18 protein-coding genes are annotated in these 14,819 nt (G+C 58.9%); 8 read left to right on the plus strand and 10 right to left on the minus strand.

The features are described 5' to 3' along the window. The first annotated feature begins 129 nt into the window (after positions 1-129). Positions 130-372, plus strand: a complete 243-nt coding sequence (locus CKW15_RS03120; protein WP_095061269.1) for a DUF2789 domain-containing protein — start codon at positions 130-132, stop codon at positions 370-372. A gap of 5 nt (positions 373-377) precedes the next feature. Here the strand turns inward: CKW15_RS03120 and CKW15_RS03125 are convergent, their stop codons facing one another. Next, entirely contained in the window at positions 378-581 is a 204-nt protein-coding gene (locus tag CKW15_RS03125) for a hypothetical protein (protein WP_095061270.1), read from the minus strand. A gap of 143 nt (positions 582-724) precedes the next feature. On the opposite strand from CKW15_RS03125, the gene CKW15_RS28995 reads away from it, so the two are divergent. Continuing rightward, positions 725-970 carry a hypothetical protein gene (locus CKW15_RS28995; RefSeq protein WP_143498352.1) on the plus strand — a complete coding sequence of 82 codons (246 nt, stop codon included), beginning with the start codon at positions 725-727 and terminating at the stop codon, positions 968-970. 12 nt (positions 971-982) lie between these two features. On the opposite strand, the gene CKW15_RS03130 is transcribed toward CKW15_RS28995, so the two are convergent. Then, on the minus strand, positions 983-1,387 hold the full coding sequence (locus tag CKW15_RS03130) for a TraR/DksA family transcriptional regulator (protein ID WP_007907888.1): 405 nt from the start codon (positions 1,385-1,387) through the stop codon (positions 983-985). Between the two features lie 349 nt (positions 1,388-1,736). Between CKW15_RS03130 and CKW15_RS03135 the strand changes: the two genes are divergently transcribed. From CKW15_RS03135 to CKW15_RS03145, 3 genes are all read left to right on the plus strand, one after another. Continuing rightward, positions 1,737-2,348: a glutathione S-transferase N-terminal domain-containing protein gene (locus CKW15_RS03135; protein ID WP_095061272.1), complete on the plus strand. Its 612-nt coding sequence runs from the start codon at positions 1,737-1,739 to the stop codon at positions 2,346-2,348. A gap of 235 nt (positions 2,349-2,583) precedes the next feature. Further along, on the plus strand, positions 2,584-3,267 hold the full coding sequence (locus CKW15_RS03140; protein WP_095061274.1) for a response regulator transcription factor: 684 nt from the start codon (positions 2,584-2,586) through the stop codon (positions 3,265-3,267). Beyond that, positions 3,245-4,639: a HAMP domain-containing sensor histidine kinase gene (locus CKW15_RS03145; RefSeq protein ID WP_095061276.1), complete on the plus strand. Its 1,395-nt coding sequence runs from the start codon at positions 3,245-3,247 to the stop codon at positions 4,637-4,639. Before CKW15_RS03140 ends, CKW15_RS03145 begins: the two co-directional genes overlap by 23 nt. A 135-nt stretch (positions 4,640-4,774) precedes the next feature. Here the strand turns inward: CKW15_RS03145 and CKW15_RS03150 are convergent, their stop codons facing one another. Next, a complete protein-coding gene (locus CKW15_RS03150; protein WP_095061278.1) occupies positions 4,775-5,371 on the minus strand; it encodes a DinB family protein in 597 nt (198 codons plus the stop codon). 197 nt (positions 5,372-5,568) lie between these two features. Between CKW15_RS03150 and CKW15_RS03155 the strand changes: the two genes are divergently transcribed. Both CKW15_RS03155 and CKW15_RS03160 read left to right on the plus strand, forming a co-directional pair. Beyond that, positions 5,569-5,889, plus strand: a complete 321-nt coding sequence (locus tag CKW15_RS03155) for a DUF2388 domain-containing protein (protein ID WP_095061301.1) — start codon at positions 5,569-5,571, stop codon at positions 5,887-5,889. 78 nt (positions 5,890-5,967) lie between these two features. Beyond that, positions 5,968-6,627, plus strand: coding sequence for an isoprenylcysteine carboxylmethyltransferase family protein (locus CKW15_RS03160; RefSeq protein WP_095061280.1), 660 nt, complete (start codon positions 5,968-5,970; stop codon positions 6,625-6,627). A 35-nt stretch (positions 6,628-6,662) separates the two neighbouring features. On the opposite strand, the gene CKW15_RS03165 is transcribed toward CKW15_RS03160, so the two are convergent. The 5 genes from CKW15_RS03165 to CKW15_RS03185 all read right to left on the minus strand — a co-directional run bounded on the left by CKW15_RS03165 (position 6,663) and on the right by CKW15_RS03185 (position 9,776). Continuing rightward, positions 6,663-7,328: an HAD-IA family hydrolase gene (locus CKW15_RS03165; RefSeq protein ID WP_095061282.1), complete on the minus strand. Its 666-nt coding sequence runs from the start codon at positions 7,326-7,328 to the stop codon at positions 6,663-6,665. Positions 7,329-7,389: 61 nt separating this feature from the next. After that, a complete protein-coding gene (locus CKW15_RS03170) occupies positions 7,390-7,797 on the minus strand; it encodes a response regulator (RefSeq protein WP_095061303.1) in 408 nt (135 codons plus the stop codon). Positions 7,798-8,071: 274 nt separating this feature from the next. After that, positions 8,072-8,323: a pentapeptide MXKDX repeat protein gene (locus tag CKW15_RS03175; protein ID WP_095061284.1), complete on the minus strand. Its 252-nt coding sequence runs from the start codon at positions 8,321-8,323 to the stop codon at positions 8,072-8,074. A gap of 53 nt (positions 8,324-8,376) precedes the next feature. After that, positions 8,377-9,162, minus strand: coding sequence for a molybdopterin-dependent oxidoreductase (locus CKW15_RS03180; protein WP_095061286.1), 786 nt, complete (start codon positions 9,160-9,162; stop codon positions 8,377-8,379). After that, the gene (locus CKW15_RS03185; RefSeq protein ID WP_095061287.1) at positions 9,159-9,776 is read right to left on the minus strand and encodes a cytochrome b/b6 domain-containing protein; all 618 of its coding nucleotides are present in this window, start codon (positions 9,774-9,776) and stop codon (positions 9,159-9,161) included. Before CKW15_RS03185 ends, CKW15_RS03180 begins: the two co-directional genes overlap by 4 nt. Positions 9,777-10,032: 256 nt before the next feature. On the opposite strand from CKW15_RS03185, the gene CKW15_RS03190 reads away from it, so the two are divergent. Further along, positions 10,033-10,977, plus strand: a complete 945-nt coding sequence (locus CKW15_RS03190; protein WP_095061289.1) for a class I SAM-dependent methyltransferase — start codon at positions 10,033-10,035, stop codon at positions 10,975-10,977. Between the two features lie 465 nt (positions 10,978-11,442). On the opposite strand, the gene CKW15_RS03195 is transcribed toward CKW15_RS03190, so the two are convergent. Next, positions 11,443-12,132, minus strand: coding sequence for a GNAT family N-acetyltransferase (locus CKW15_RS03195; RefSeq protein ID WP_095061291.1), 690 nt, complete (start codon positions 12,130-12,132; stop codon positions 11,443-11,445). A gap of 174 nt (positions 12,133-12,306) precedes the next feature. After that, the gene (locus tag CKW15_RS03200) at positions 12,307-14,796 is read right to left on the minus strand and encodes a TonB-dependent siderophore receptor (protein WP_095061293.1); all 2,490 of its coding nucleotides are present in this window, start codon (positions 14,794-14,796) and stop codon (positions 12,307-12,309) included. Between the last annotated feature and the right edge of the window lie 23 nt (positions 14,797-14,819).

Raw genomic sequence — 14,819 nt, forward strand, 5'->3', positions numbered from 1 at the left:
GCGTTTGCGGTCTATGCTCACTGCTGCGTTTGAACATCGCAATCGAACTCCTGAAGCGCGGTTTCCTCAGATGCAATGAAGCCGCCCCTTCATATCCCGACGCGACTGATGACCTGCAAGGAGATGAAAATGGAATCACCGACCCACGAATTGAAAGGCTTGTTCGACCAGCTCGGCCTGGATTCCGGTGCGAAAGCTATCGACGATTTCATTGCCAGCCACTCCCCTCTGCCCGACGACAAAAAACTCATCGATGCCGAGTTCTGGACCCCGCAACAGTCTGCCTTCCTGAAAGAGCAACTGCGTGCAGACGCTGATTGGGCAGGGGTGGTTGATGAATTGAACCTGCGCATGCACCAGTCCCACAAATAGCGAACTCAATGCAGGCTGTCAGGTGCTTCAGTTTTCAATTGCGCCAGCCAGGCAGCCTTGCATTCCTCAGCTTCAGTGCGGCTGGAGAATGCTGTGCCGCAGCGTTCGCCGTTGAGCAACACGATCCAGCAAACACTGCGCCCCAATGCACGCAGCGTGGCGGGCACACCGCTGCCGATCATGACCGCGACATCAACTTTGCTTTGCATGCTGACCTCTCAACTTAATTAGCAGCCTAACTAGTAGGTATGTTAATTAGTTTCCCGGCGAGGAAACAGCGATCACGCTGCACAGCTTTGTTGCTTACCCCGTAACAATCCCCTACCGATTCTAAGGCCGTGGATTCTCCGGCTTGCGCCTCGAAACACGCTGCAATCTGGCCGATGGAGTGGCTTTCTCGGTCCGGCAGTTGGCGGACAAACTGCAATCGCAGCTCGCGGCGGCGGCACAGATCGTCAGCAATGCCGAGGTGATGATCACCAGCTCGGGGAATCAAAGACAGCAGAACGCAAAGATCGCAGCCTTCGCCAGCGTCTACCACAATCTGGTAGCGCTGCCGAAGGCTGCGATCTTTTTCAGGCAGTCAACTTTGCATTGACTGCCCGTAGAATCAAGCCTGACGCTGGTGCTTGTCGATCTGCTCGTGACGTTCTTGAGCTTCGATGCAGTACTTGGTGGTCGGGCTGATCAGCAAGCGTTTCAGGCCAATCGCCTCACCGCTGTCATCGCACCAGCCGAAACTGTCTTCCTTGATGCGTTCCAGCGCTTGTTCCAACTGAGGCAGCATGCGCTGATCACGATCGATCGCGTTCACCAGCCAGGTGCGCTCTTCTTCAACGGAGGCCGCGTCAGCCGGATCGGCCGGAGTATCCAGGCTCTCGATGGCGATGCGGTTCTGTTCGATGCGCTCATGGGTTTCGACTTTCATGTTCTGCAACAGCTCAGAGAAAAAAGCATGTTGCTCGGCATTCATGTAGTCATCCGCCGGCATGGCCAGCAACTTGTCCTTTGTCATTGATATCTCTATAAAAAAACGTGCATTAAGGCGAATAAGGGAGCGTTCCGGCAGACCGGGTCAGGCCAGCGCAAAGGCGCCGTTTGTTCAAAGCGCCACCCGGCACTCAATTTACGAGGGGCGGCAGTCTACGGCCGACTTGAGGCATCAGCAACCGAAAAGACAGTGAATTTGTCCGACAAAGACCTGAAATTGCTCTGCGGCAGGCTTTTTGGCGTTAATCGGAGTGCGTTTATAGCAAGAAATTCAACCGAGCGGCTGTATATAGAGGACAAACGGCTGGATTTGCACCTCCCGCATCCTCAGCTAAGGTTGTCCCTCCCGAAATGGCCATATAAAGGAAAGGACCATGAAACTGATCGGCATGCTGGATTCACCCTACGTGCGGCGCGTCGCTATCTCTGCCAAACGTCTCGGTATTGCGTTGAAGCATGATTCGGTTTCGGTGTTCCGCCACTTTGAGCGATTCCAGCAGATCAATCCGGTAGTCAAAGCGCCGACGCTGGTGCTGGACGATGGCGAAGTGTTGATGGATTCCACGTTGATCATCGATTACCTGGAAACGTTGGCCGGTCCCGCCAACAGTTTGATGCCCGGCGAACCGACCCGCCGTCTGCGCTCGCTGCGCCTGATCGGCCTGGCCTTGGCTGCCAGCGAAAAATCCGTACAGCTTTATTACGAACGTAACCTGCGACCTGCGGACATTCAATATGAGCCGTGGGTGGAGCGGGTCGAAGGGCAATTGACAGCGGCCTATTCGGCACTGGAACGAGAGTTGGAAAAGCACCCGCTGAACACTGACGGTTCGATTGAACAGGACGGCATCACACTGGCGGTGGCCTGGAGCTTCACCAATCTGGTGGTGCCGGATCAGGTGGATGCGGCGCAGTTTCCCCACATCGCAGCGTACACGAAGTATGCCGAGGGGCTTGAGGTGTTTGTCAGCACCCCGATCGACTGACAGATTCGTTTCGCCTGATCTGCCGTCATCGCGAGCAAGCTTGCTCCTACAGTATTTTGTGGGAGCAACTGCCTTCACATGCCATTCGTCAGTCGACACAGGCCTTGCCTGTCACCCCGCTCCGGGTATTGTTCTGACGATGGTTTTAGCTAGATGAAAGTTAATTTATTAAGTCGTGGGAAATTCTTGGCAAAATGCTCGTAACTTCGTATTGAACTGCTAATCAGGCCAGCCCATGACCCGCATCTTGACCATCGAAGACGACGCCGTGACCGCCCGGGAAATCGTCGCCGAACTGAGCAACCACGGCCTGGATGTCGACTGGGTCGACAATGGTCGCGAAGGCCTGGAGCGTGCGGTCAGCGGCGACTATGACCTGATCACCCTCGATCGCATGTTGCCCGAACTCGATGGCCTGGCGATCGTCACTACGCTGCGGACCATGGGCGTGGAGACGCCGATCCTGATGATCAGCGCCCTCTCCGATGTCGATGAGCGCGTGCGCGGCTTGCGTGCCGGTGGCGACGATTACCTGACCAAACCCTTTGCCACCGATGAAATGGCCGCCCGGGTCGAAGTCCTGCTGCGTCGGCAAAACACCGTGACCGCCCAGGCCACCACTTTGCGTGTGGCCGACCTGGAACTGAACCTGATCAGCCATGAAGCCAGCCGCGACGGCCAACTGCTGACGCTGTTGCCCACCGAATACAAATTGCTGGAATTCCTGATGCGCAACTCCGGGCAGATCCTCTCGCGCATGATGATTTTCGAAGAGGTCTGGGGTTATCACTTCGACCCCGGCACCAATCTGATCGACGTCCACATTGGCCGTCTGCGCAAGAAGATCGACCCACCTGGCAATGTCCCACTGATTCGGACTGTGCGAGGCTCGGGTTATGTCATTGCCGAACCCGTCTAAAGGCTGGCGCTCTTCCAGCAGCCGTTTGCTGGCGCTCTACAGCTCGCTATTCGTGATCTGGAGCGGCATTCTCATGGGGGTCATGTACTACGAGGTGTCCGCTTACCTGGACAACCTGGCCAAGCACTCGCTGATGCAACGCCAGCACCTGTTTTCGCATTTTTCCGGTGAACAACTGGAAGACGTCCTTTCCGTCAGCATGACCTTCGACATTCGCGGTATCGACGCCTATGGCCTGTTCGATGCCCAACAACGCTACCTCCACGGCGCGCTGCGTCACATCCCGAAAGGCCTGCCGCTGGACGGCAAGATCCACATGCTCAGCGACTGCGCCGAGTCCGACGACCCGACCCTGCCCGCCGCCAGCTGCGACGCCGTGGCGACCCAGACCCGGGATGGCCGTTGGCTGATATTGATGCGCGACAACGGCTCGCTGTTTGCCGTAACCCGGATCATCCTGCACGCGTTGCTTTGGGGCATGACCCTGACCATTGTGCCGGGCATCATCGGCTGGCATGTGCTGCGGCGGCGTCCGTTGCGGCGCATCCGCGGGATTCAGGCCAGCGCCGAAGCCATCGTCGCCGGCGATCTGACCCGACGCCTGCCGCTGTCGGATCGTCGCGATGAACTGGACATGCTCGCCGCCATCGTCAACGCCATGCTCGAACGCATCGAGCATCTGATGCATGAGGTCAAGGGCGTGTGCGACAACATCGCCCATGACTTGCGCACACCGCTGACCCGCCTGCGCGCTCAGCTCTATCGTATGCAGCAACAGGCGGGCGAAGGTTCATCGCAAGCGGCGCAACTGGACCTGGTGCTCGCCGAAGCCGATACGCTGATGGCGCGTTTTCGCGGATTGCTGCGAATTTCCGAACTGGAGGATCGCCAGCGTCGGTCCGGGTTCGTTGATCTGGATCCGGTGCCGTTACTGCAAGAGTTGCATGAGTTCTATCTGCCCCTGGCGGAAGACGACGATCTGGTTTTTCAACTGCACGTGCCGGCGTCTTTGCCATCGCTGCATGGCGACCGGGCATTGCTGTTCGAGGCGCTGGCGAATCTGTTGAGCAACTCGATCAAATTCACTCCGCCGGGTGGCACGGTGATTTTGCGTGGGGTCAATGAGGGTGGGCATACGCGAATCGAAGTCCTCGATTCCGGCCCGGGTATTCCCGAGGCGGAACGCGAAGCGGTGTTTCAACGGTTTTATCGTGCCGAGGCCGGTAATCAGAAAAGCGGCTTCGGTCTTGGCCTGTCGATCGTCGCGGCGATTGCCAGCCTGCACGGGTTTACGCTGGAAGTGAGCCGCAGCGAACTTGGCGGCGCAAAGCTGGTGCTCGATTGTAAGCAGAGCTTGATGCCACCAGCCTGACTCACTCACTTCAACCCGACACAGAACCTGTAGGAGCGAGCTTGCTCGCGATAGCGATTTAATAGAAAGACGATGTTGTCCGGCACACCGCTATCGCGAGCAAGCTCGCTCCTACAGGTGAACAGGTGAGCAGCGTCAACGATAACGATCCGGCAGAACGCTGGTAGCGCTCGAAAACTGCACCGCACAGGGCGGTGCCACTGTCGGGGCATTTATCGTGCTCAGCCGTTCAGGCTCGGATTCACGCAGGTACACCGGCATGTCGGTCACCGGAGGCATGGCCGGAATCTCGAAGTACATCTGCACCACCCAACCGCGGTGGTAACTGGCGTGGTTGACCACGTGCATCAGCATCGCACCGGCGCTCATGGTGCCGCTTTCACCCGAGACAAACGTGAACTCGACCGGCTTGTTCAGCGACGCATCGGTTTGCCGGGCGCTCCAGTCGCAATACCAGTGATCGATCGCTTTTTGCGCCAGGTGCAGTTCCATCAAGTCTGAGTGCAACAGGTCGTGTGAAGTCTTGAAACCATGGCCGCGACCTTCGAGGTGAGCCTGCCAGATGCAGTCCACCACATACACGTGATTGAGGGTGCCGATCATGTTGTTGAACACCGATACCCGCGCTTTGTTGACCTCACCTGGCGGTAATTGCGCGAGGCTGTCAAAGAGCCGCTGGTTTGCCCAGCGTTTGTAATCGGCCAGCAGGCAGGCAGTGCGTGCAGTTATCATCAGAATGCTCCGATGGCGGTGTGCGCACACTCCAGCATAGACCTGATAGCGAAAAGAAAGCGCCAACACTGATTATCGGTAGAAAACGCTTCCCGTCCCGCACCGACTTGATGGGGCCAGGGAACTCCTGACTGCTCCCGCGCATCCTAGAATATGTGGTACTTCCCTTATGCTTCATGCTGTCGGAGGACACCGTCATGCGCCGTCTATTTATCCTCTCTTCCCTGGTACTTTGTTTGCCGTTCGGTTCGGCTATGGCCGATGTGGACGCCGAAGACGTAGCCACCTCGGCCGGGGTTTCCGCATCGCTGTACTCGACGTTCAAGGATGACAAAATGGTCATTCCTGCACGGGATGACGCCTCCAGCTTCGTGGCCAGCGGCGGTGCAATTCGCGGCGTTTATCTGGAGCAGGTCTTGCAGCGGATCCGGCAAAACCATCCCGATCTCAGCAACGCAAGCGACGAAGACCTGGCCCGGGCCATCCTCGTTCAGGATGGCATTGCGGCCGATCACTGAAGGTCGTCCACGCCAGCGGTGGGGCTTGTGACAGCGCGATAGCGTTTGCAGCCCTGCCTTGCTTGCGCGCACCCTGCGATGAAAATATCCGCCAAATTGGCGTTTTTAGCGGTGGCCAGCACCCTCGCCTACCTCGCTCTGGCGATGTGGGCACTGGGCGGTTTTGCGGCGTTTTTCGCCCACGGCGCGCTGGTCGCTGTGGCGATTGCCACGCTGGTGATGGCGATTGCCTCGCTGTTCACCGAGGGCAACTTGAGTTCAGGGGAACGTGAAGACCGGGCCAACCGCTGGGTCATTCCGGCCTTTGGCGTGATCGGAATCGTCAGCGGCTTTTTGCCCGCCTACACCGACCGAATCGATGTCTGGACCTTCGGGGGCGAAGGCGTTCGCTGGCTGGGCGCCCTGTTGTACATCATCGGCGGCGCCTTGCGTTTGTGGCCGGTGTTCGTGCTGGGCAATCGGTTTAGCGGGCTGGTGGCGATTCAACCGGGGCACAGGCTGGTGACGGACGGGATCTACCGAAACCTGCGCAACCCCAGCTATCTGGGGTTGCTGATCCTCGGCGTGGGCTGGGCGCTGGCCTTCCGCTCGGGGGTTGGGTTGCTGTTGGTGGCACTGACGGTGATCCCGCTGATTGCGCGGATCAATGCTGAAGAAGCCTTGTTGAAAGCGCAGTTCGGCAGCGAATACGAAGCCTACTGCGCCCGCAGTTGGCGGCTGGTGCCGGGACTTTACTGAAGCGGCACAATGCCCAATATAGGCTCGCGCCTACATTAGATCTGTTGCAGCTGGATGAAGCCCGGTTCGCTCAAACGAGCCAGAACCACGTCATAACGACTCAATGTCGCATGCTGCGTCTGAATCGGCTGATCGTGAGTCGCCGTGACAATCATCAAATCCGCCCCCGCCGCTTCACCCGCCAGAATCCCCACCGCTGCGTCTTCGAAAATCAGGCACTCGGCAGGCTCGACACCCAAGCGCCTGGCAGCGAGGCGGTAACCGCTCGGGTCAGGTTTCCCCGCTGTGACATCTTCGGCGGTGATCATCACTTCAGGCTCGGGAATGCCTGCCGCCGCCATCCGCCGCAACGCCAACGCCCGGGGTGCGGAGGTGACAATGGCCCACTGATGGGCTGGCAGTAGCTTGAGAAAAGCCGCCGCTCCAGCCACTTCAAAAACCCCTTCGACGTCCTCGATTTCCGCCTCGGTGATCCACTTCGCCTCGGCTTCGGCATCCACGCCCGGCAGCCCGAGACGCGTGATCGTGTCGATGGCACGGGCACCGTGAATGGTCGGCAAAAAAGCTTCCACATCAACCCCATGGCGCACCGCCCAAGTTGTCCAGACCCGCTCGGCGGCGGCGATGGAGGTGAGGACGGTGCCGTCCATGTCGAACAGAAAGGCGCGGTAAGGCGTGTTGAAAACACGGTGATCAGACACAGGAAAGAACCTCGCGGGTGCCGGGCGAATGTGTCCGGCAATGTAGCATCTGCGAACGAGGTCAGTTGAGTCGCCTGGATTTGAACGCACCGTCGACACAATCGAGCAGAGAGCCGATTGCCCAGGGTTTCTTGATGAAAGCCACCTTATGCCGCACACCGGAGCTGGCCGGGGTTTCGTAGCCGGACATGATCATGATCGGCTTGTCGGGCCAGCGATCACCGAACTGGTTGGCCAGATCCGCGCCATTGAGCGTGCCCGGCATGGTGATGTCAGTCAGCAACAACCCCACCTCGCACGCATGCTGCTCAAGATAGATTGATGCAGCATCCGCACTGATCTGTGGCTCAACCACAAAACCTTCCTCCTGCAGAATTTCACAGAGAAATTCCAGGATCAGCGGATCGTCCTCAACCACTAGAATCAATCCGCGAGGAAGGTGTGCGCCTGTCGTCGGTTCTCGACTCATGACCATGCCGCTCCCTGAGTGCTTCAATATTTTCGCGGGCTCTAGTCCGCACTTAAAAGGTATGAGCAGCTGACAGGACGGAAATTCATTTTTGATACAGCAAATCGAAAAACATCAGTGGCGGGTGGCGGAAAATCGAGAATTTCGCCGCCACAAAAAAACCTGTAATTGGAGCAAGCTTGCTCGCGATTGCGGTAGTTCAGCCGACATGGATAGCGGCTGGCACTACGCCTTCGCGAACAAGCTTGCTCCTACAGGTATCGGGTCGCGGCAGTTACTGCGACATTTCGCTTTTTTTCATCGCATCCTTGGACATGGCATCTTTTTTCATCTCGTCTTTCTTCATGCTGTCTTTGGACATGGCGTCCTTGGACATTTCGCTTTTTTTCATCGCGTCTTTGGACATCGCCTCCTTGGACATCGAATCTTTGCTCATGCTGTCGTTGCTCATGGTGTCAGCCGCGAAAACGGACGCGGCGCCAACAGCCAGGCACATGGACAACACAACAGTGGTCAACTTTTTCATGATGAAACTCCTTGAAGCTCAGGTTTGTGGACGGTGTGATGTTCAGGCGCCTCTCAGCTGCCACCGAACCAGTTGTAGCCCTGGTCTTCCCAGTAGCCGCCGGTGTAGGTGTTGCTGACGAAAATCGCCTGAATGTGTTTGGGGTTCTTGTAGCCAAGCTTGGTGGGCATGCGCAGCTTCATCGGGAAGCCGTACTCGCGCGGCAACACCGCGCCATCCCAGGTCAGCGCCAACAGGGTTTGCGCGTGCAGCGCGGTGGCCATGTCGATGCTGGTGTAGTAGTCGTCGGCGCATTTGAAGCCGACGTATTTGGCATCGGTGTCGGCGCCAATGCGCTTGAGGAAATCGCTGAAGCGCACGCCGCCCCAACGCCCGATGGCGCTCCAGCCTTCGACGCAGATGTGCCGGGTGATCTGCTCGGTCTGGGCCATGGCGCGCAGCTCTTCGAGGCGCCAGCTGCGCTTGTCGGCGACCAGGCCATTGACTTCCAGGCGATAGCTCTGCTCATCCACCGTCGGCGCTTCGTCGATGCCGTAGAAGGCATTGAACGGAAACGGCCGGGTGATCATCGACGCCGGATAGGTCGGTGCCATGGCGTTGGGGTTGAACAGCCAGCCCTGGACCCGATCGTTGAAGCGCGACATCGATGACAGCGCGGTCTCGACGCTGTCGTTGTCGGTGATGTTGCAACCGGACAACATCGCTACGCCGCCGAGGGTCAGGCCGCGCAGCAGAAACGAACGCCGCGAGCGGTCTTCGATCTGTGGCGCGAGGATCTTGCGGGCGTCGGTGAGGATCGATTGCTCGTCCAGCCCCGTGCCTTCGATGCGCTTTTTCATACGTGCTCCTTGCGGCCGACGATCATGGCCAACAGCGTTTTCGGAACCAGCGCGACCATCACCAGATGCACCGCGACAAAGCCCACCAACAGCGCCATGGCGAAGAAGTGCACACGCCGTGCGCCTTCGTATCCCCACAGCAACTCACGCAACAGCGGGAACTGCACCGACTTCCACAGCACCAGCCCGGAGAGCACCAGCAGGAGGATGTCGAGCATCACGAACAGGTAGGCAAAACGCTGCACCTGGTTGTAATGAGTGAGGTCGGCATGCCCCAGTTTTCCGCGTAATGCGGCCCCGAGGTCATGCAGCACGCCTTTGGGCGAGACCGGGAAGAAGCGGCGTTTCAGGCGTCCGCTGAACAGGTTGAAGGCCAGGTAGATCAGGCCGTTGATCGCCAGAAACCACATCGCCGCAAAATGCCATTGCAGCGCACCACCCAGCCAGCCGCCGAGGGTGATCGACTTGGGAAAACTGAAATCGTAGATCGGCGAGGCGTTGTAGATGCGCCAACCGCTGGCGACCATCACCAGCACCGCCAGGGCGTTGAGCCAATGGGTCAGCCGCAGCCAGCGTGGATGGCTGGCCTTGGGTGAAGCAGTTGTCTGCGACATGTCCGGCTCCCGGTTGTTGTTCGTTGGAGCCGAGTATGGAAGCCGGAAGATCGCCAAATCCTCACGTAAAGTTAAATTAAACGTGATAACTGGCATTGAATCTGTAGGAGCGAGCCTGCTCGCGATGGTGTGTCAGACAACGCATGGGTGCCTGATACACCATCGCGAGCAGGCTCGCTCCTACAGGGATTTGTGTAACCCGCAACAGACTCGGTTATGTTTAAATGCCGCCCCCACAAACGACCGACCCGACCCGATGAACCCTGAAGCCCTCGCCATCCTCAACGACCATCTGCTGACCGCCCTCGCGGCCGCCCCCGCCGAAACCCGTCGCCTGTTCCACGGGCGCGGGCGCTGCTGGCCGGGGCTGGAGCAAGTGACCGTGGACTGGCTGCAAGGCGTGGTGCTGGTGGCGCTGTTCAAGGAACCCGAAGCGGCGCAGCTCGAAAACCTGAAGCAGGTGCTGATGGCGATCACCCAGTCAGCGCAGTGGACGCAATCCGGTGCCCATACGCTGTTGCTGCAACATCGCTACCTGTTGCAAAGCACCACCGAATGGTTGCTCGGGGAAGAGATCGACGAACTGACGATCACCGAGGGTGGCCTGAAGTACCGCGTCGACCTGGGTCGCAAGCAAAACACCGGGCTGTTCCTCGACATGCGCTACGGTCGCGACTGGGTACGGGCCAACGCCGAAGGCAAACGGGTGTTGAATCTGTTCGCCTACACCTGCGGTTTCTCGGTGGCGGCCATCGAAGGCGACGCGACGCATGTGGTCAACCTCGACATGTCGAGCCCGGCCCTGAGCCGTGGCCGCGACAACCACCGGCTGAATGGCCACGACCTGGGCAAGGTAACCTTTCTCGGCCACGACCTGTTCAAGTCCTGGGGCAAGGTCATCGGCAAAGGCCCGTATGACCTGGTGATCATCGACCCGCCGTCGTTCCAGAAAGGCAGCTTCCTGCTGACCAAGGACTATCAGCGCGTGTTGCGCCGCCTGCCGGAATTGCTCAGTGCACAGGGCACGGTATTGGCCTGCATGAACGATCCGGCCTTCGGTGCCGACTTCCTGATTGACGGCGTGACTCGCGAGGCGCCAAGCCTGCGGTTTGAACAACGGCTGGAGAATCCGCCGGAGTTTCCGGACGCGGATGTCGAGTGTGGGCTGAAGGCGTTGGTGTTCAAACTCGGGGAAAGCTAAAAGATCGCAGCCTTCGGCGGCGCCTACGCAAATGTTGTAGGCGCTGCCGGGGCTGGAGTGGATTCGCGAAGCCGGGTTGCTCAACGACATCAACGGCTTTCACGTGAAGCCGGAACACGTGGCGCAGGCGATACGACTAGTGGTACTTGAGTGAAACACTCGGTCTTTCTAGGATGGAGTTACGCAGCCGCTTGTTTGCTCAACAAGCCGTTGCGTAAGTGGTGAGTGTTCTGAACCCCTACAAGCTCACCACTTGCTTCATGCGCATCTTGAGCCTCAACGGCTCTACTTCCTCCCCATCAAAGAGCTCTGAGGCTCTTTTTTAACCTTCTGAAAACCAACTCTTTTTAATGTGGGAGCGAGCCTGCTCGCGATGGCGTCGTGTCAGGTTCTGACATGTCGACTGAACGCCCTTCGCGAGCAGGATCGCTCCTACAGTGGGTTGTGGTGTTTGGTGGAGCGCGGTCAGAGATCAACGCCCAAACGCTCGCGCACAAACTCATGGGCCTTGCGCGTCAATTGGTCCAGGTGCCGGTCGCGCTGTTTCTCCGCATCGACCATCGCCCGCTTGCCGTGTTTTTGCAGCAGGTAGGTATGAATCTGCCGCACCTCCAGCGAACTGTAGATCGGTGCCACATCCAGCAACGGCATGAGCCCGTCGCTGCCGTGATCGCGGGTGTTCATCAGCACCTGGGTCGCGCGCACGCCCACCACCTGAAAACCCATCGACTCAAAGTACGGCACCTTCGTCACAGCGCAGGTCAGTTCGGCATGGGGGTAACGGCCGACCATCTCGCGCACCATCCGTCGCGCCACGCCGTGGCGCCGATGCTCCGCGTGAACGGCCATGTACGCCACGCCGCAAGCGTCCGGATCGTCCTTGACCGGCAGGTACAACAGAAAACCGATGACCGTGTCGGGCTCGTCCGGATCGGTGGCGACAATCAACTCCACGCTTATCCCTTTTGCCCCGTTCAACGCTTCCAGGTACAGATGAACCTCATAGCCGATCGCATACTGGTACACGTTGTGCAGCAGGTTGCTTGGCGGGATCGCGACCATGCTGATGTCAGTCAGGTTATCGACCACCATCTGCAGAATCTGGCTGTTGATGTGCTCGGGGCACGGTGTCTTGAAGTGGCTGATCTGGGGCATTGCGGGGATTGACTCCGGGGCGGTGTAAAGCGTTCGTCGCGGCCTATCATACCGTGTGCCGGCCTCATCGCGAGCAAGCTCGCACCTACAGGGGATCTGTGGTGCACACAAATCAAGTGTAGGAGCGAGCTTGCTCGCGATGGCGTCAGTGATCGCACCGCAAAATCAGGAGACTTACCAGTCGTACGTCATCTCAACCGAAGCCACCCGCTCCTGCCCGTAGTAGCAACCAAACGAATAATTGCAGTCCGACACGTACTCGCGGTCGAAAATGTTCTGCACATTCAGGCGGGTTTGCAAGCCACGCAGGCTTGGGTCGAGTTTGCCCATGTCGTAACTGACGGTGGTGTCATAGACAACCCACGATGGCACGTCGAACGAGTTGGCGGCATCACCCGGTTTACGCCCGGTGTAGCGCGCACCGGCGCCGAACGTCAGGCCGTTGAGGTTGGCCTGGGTAAAGTGATAGTCCACCCACATCGAAGCAGAGACTGGCGACTGCGCTTCGTTACGGTTGTCCTCGTTACCCCAGGTGTCCTTGGTGTAGAACGAATCCATGTAGCTGGCGGCCGCCATTACGTCGATGTTGTCCAGGCTCGATTTGACCTCCAGCTCGACGCCACGAGAACGCATTTCGCCGCTCTGGGACATGTACTCCGGATAGTCGTCATCGCCGGTCAGCACATTCTTCTGCTTGATTTGATAAACCGACGCAGTGATCAGCGTCTTCTCGAACGGCTGGTATTTCACACCCACTTCGTATTGCTCACCCTCGGTCGGGTCGAAGGCGCTGCCACCCCGTTGAGGCGCCGCAGTACCGAGTGTCGGCAGGAAGGATTCGGAGTAGCTGACGTACGGCGCCAGGCCGAACTCGGTGACGTAGGTCAGGCCCACCCGGCCGGTGAATTTATTGTCGCGCTTGGCTTCGTGGGTGGACGCGAGCAAGTCCTTGTTGTCGATTTCCGCCCAATCCTGGCGACCGCCAATGGTCAGGATCCACTGGTCCAGTTTGATCTGGTCCTGCACATACACGCCGGTCTGGCGCAGGGTGTTGTCCCACTGTGTGGTGAGCGTCGGCGTCACGCTGCTGGTGTCGTAGTTGTTCTTGCCGTACAGGTCGACCGGCAACACGTTGTTGGCGTTGTAGCCGTCGTACTTGCGAGAGAAATGCCGATAGTCCACGCCCACCAGCGTGGTGTGTTCCAGCGCACCGGTGTTGAATTTATATTCCAGGTTGTTATCGATGGTGTAGGCGATGTTGTGCTGATGCCAATCGACCTTGGCGCGATTGGCCCGGGTGTAATCGGTCACGCCATCGGCATCGGTGACGAAGCTGCGCAGGTAGAAACCTTTATAGCGGTCGCGCACGTCGGTGTAGCGCGCACTGGAGCGGTATTTCAGGTCTTCGCTGAAATCGTGGGTGAAGTCATAGCCGAAGACATACTGGTCACGCTTGTAGTCGTTGAAATCGGTGTCGCCGGAGAAAAAGTGGCGGTTGATTTTCTCACCGTTGGGGCCACGGTCGAGCGAACCGATTCTTGGCAACGACTGATAGTCAGGCACGCCGTCATCGCGTTGAACCTGCGCCAACAGCGTCAGGGCTGTCGCCTCGTTGATCGCCCAGGTCAGGCTCGGGGCCAGCAGCATGCGCTGGCTGTTGTTGTGGTCGACCTGTTCGTTGCCCTTGTCGGCGACACCGATCAGGCGATAGCTGAATTCTTTTTGCTCGTCGAGCGGGCCGCTGGTATCGAACGCTCCGTTCACCCGGTTGTAGCTGCCCGCGCCGAGTTTGATCTGGCTGCGTTGCTCGGTGGTCGGGCGCTTGGACACCATGTTGATCAGACCGCCCGGCTGGTTCTGCCCATAAAGCACCGACGACGGGCCCTTGAGCACTTCGATGCGTTCCAGGGTGTACGGATCGATTTGCGGCGCACCGCCGAGGCTGCCGGCGTAAGGGATGTAGGCACCGTCCAGATACAACGGCGTCGGCGCGAAGCCACGGCTGGTGATTTCATCGGCAATCGAGTTGCGGTCGGTGAACCCGCCGGTGTTCAACCCCGGCGTATAGCGCAAGGCCTGAGTCAGGTTGCGTGCACCTTGGGTTTCGACTTGGGCGGCGGTGACCACGTTGATGGTCTGCGGGATTTCCAGGATCGGCGTGTCAGTCTTGGTGGCGGTGGCGCTGCGGGTCGCGACGTAGCCGTCCACCGGCCCGTAAGCCGATTCGCTAACGATGCCCGAAATGCTCGTAGCGCCTAGCTGCAACGCGGCACCACTGGCCTGTATCGGTAGCAGCGAATAGCTTCCGTTGTCGTGGCGAACCGCCTCCAGCTTGCTCCCGGCCAGCAACTGGCGCAGACCGGCGTCTGTCGTATAGCGGCCCTGCAAGCCTGCGGTTTTCTGGCCGTTGGCATGGGCCGGATCGAACGAAACGGTTACGCCAGCGGTGGATGCAAACTGGGTCAGCGCCGAACCCAGCGGGCCGGCAGGAATGTTGAATTGCGCCTCGTCCGAGGTTTGCGCCCAGGCAGGCTGTGCCACCAACGTCATCGCCAATGGAACGGCCAGTGCCATGCCCAACAATGCGGCGTGAACCGCACGGTTCAAGGGTTTGATGGATGGCTGGGTAGAAGCGATGCGGTGTTGGGGATTGCGAGGGGTCATGCAGTTTCCTTTCGCCCGTTGGC

It is taken from the genome of Pseudomonas sp. Irchel s3b5, from assembly GCF_900187435.1.
Lineage (GTDB): Bacteria > Pseudomonadota > Gammaproteobacteria > Pseudomonadales > Pseudomonadaceae > Aquipseudomonas.